Below are 1,005 nucleotides of genomic sequence, written 5' to 3'. Positions count from 1 at the left end.
CCCAGGCGCGGATGTCGGCTTCGAGGGCCTGGATGTTCTTGTGTGCGCCGCGGCGGATCATCTGGTGGGCGAGGTAGCCGAACCACCGCTCGACCTGGTTAATCCAGGAAGAACCGGTCGGGGTGAAGTGCAGCTCGAACCGCGGGTGCTTGGCCAGCCAGGCCTTGACCGCCGGGGTCTTGTGGGTGGCGTAGTTGTCCACGATCAGATGGATCTGCAGGTGGGCGGGTACTTCCTTGTCGATCCGGATCAGGAACTTCTTGAACTCCGCGGCCCGGTGCCGGCGGTGCAGGGCAGTGATGACCTCGCCGGTGGCGACGTCGAAGGCGGCGAACAAGGTGGTCAGGCCGTTGCGGACGTAGTCGTGGGTGCGCCGCTCGGGCATGCCCGGCATTATCGGCAGCACCGGCTGGGACCGGTCCAGGGCCTGGATCTGCGACTTCTCGTCCGCCGAGAGCACCACCGCACCCTCGGGCGGGTTGAAATAGAGGCCAACGACGTCGTAGACCTTCTCCACGAACAACGGGTCCGTCGACAGCTTGAAGGTGTCCGCCAGATGCGGCCGGAGCTGGAACTGCCGCCAGATCCGGCCGACCGTGGACTTCGACAGGCCGCTGTGCTGGGCCATCGATTTCCTGGACCAGTGGGTGGCGTTCTTCGGGAGCTGTTCCAGCGTGGTGACCACCACCGCTTCGACCTGGTCGACGCTGATGGTGGGTGGCCGGCCCGGCCTCGGCTCGTCGGCCAGCCCGTCCAGCCGCTCGGCGAGGAAGCGTCGCCGCCACTTGCGGACCGTGTCCGCGGCCACCCGCAACTCCCGGGCGACCGCGACGATCGGCGGTACTTCCGGCCCCGCACACGCCAGCACAATCCGTGCCCGCAGAGCCAGCGCCTGGGCCGAGGTCGCCCGACGCGTCCACCGCTCCAACTCCGCCCGCTCCTCAGCAGACAGCAGCAATGGCTCCAGTTTCGGGCCCCGACGAGGAACTGACGCACCAGCAGTAG

General features: G+C 67.8%; 1 protein-coding gene. It reads right to left on the bottom strand.

All coding sequences use genetic code 11. From position 1 onward, the window contains the following. A partial coding sequence (locus G5C60_RS50755; RefSeq protein ID WP_165271105.1) for an IS630 family transposase occupies positions 1-967 on the bottom strand: 967 nt, incomplete at its 3' end. Positions 968-1,005: the final 38 nt, after the last annotated feature.

Origin of the sequence: Streptomyces scabichelini, from assembly GCF_011045015.1 — a bacterium.
In the GTDB taxonomy this organism is placed as follows: domain Bacteria; phylum Actinomycetota; class Actinomycetes; order Streptomycetales; family Streptomycetaceae; genus Streptomyces; species Streptomyces scabichelini.
The sequence above is the reverse complement of the archived record's forward strand: the minus strand, read 5'-3'. Positions and strand labels throughout refer to the sequence as shown.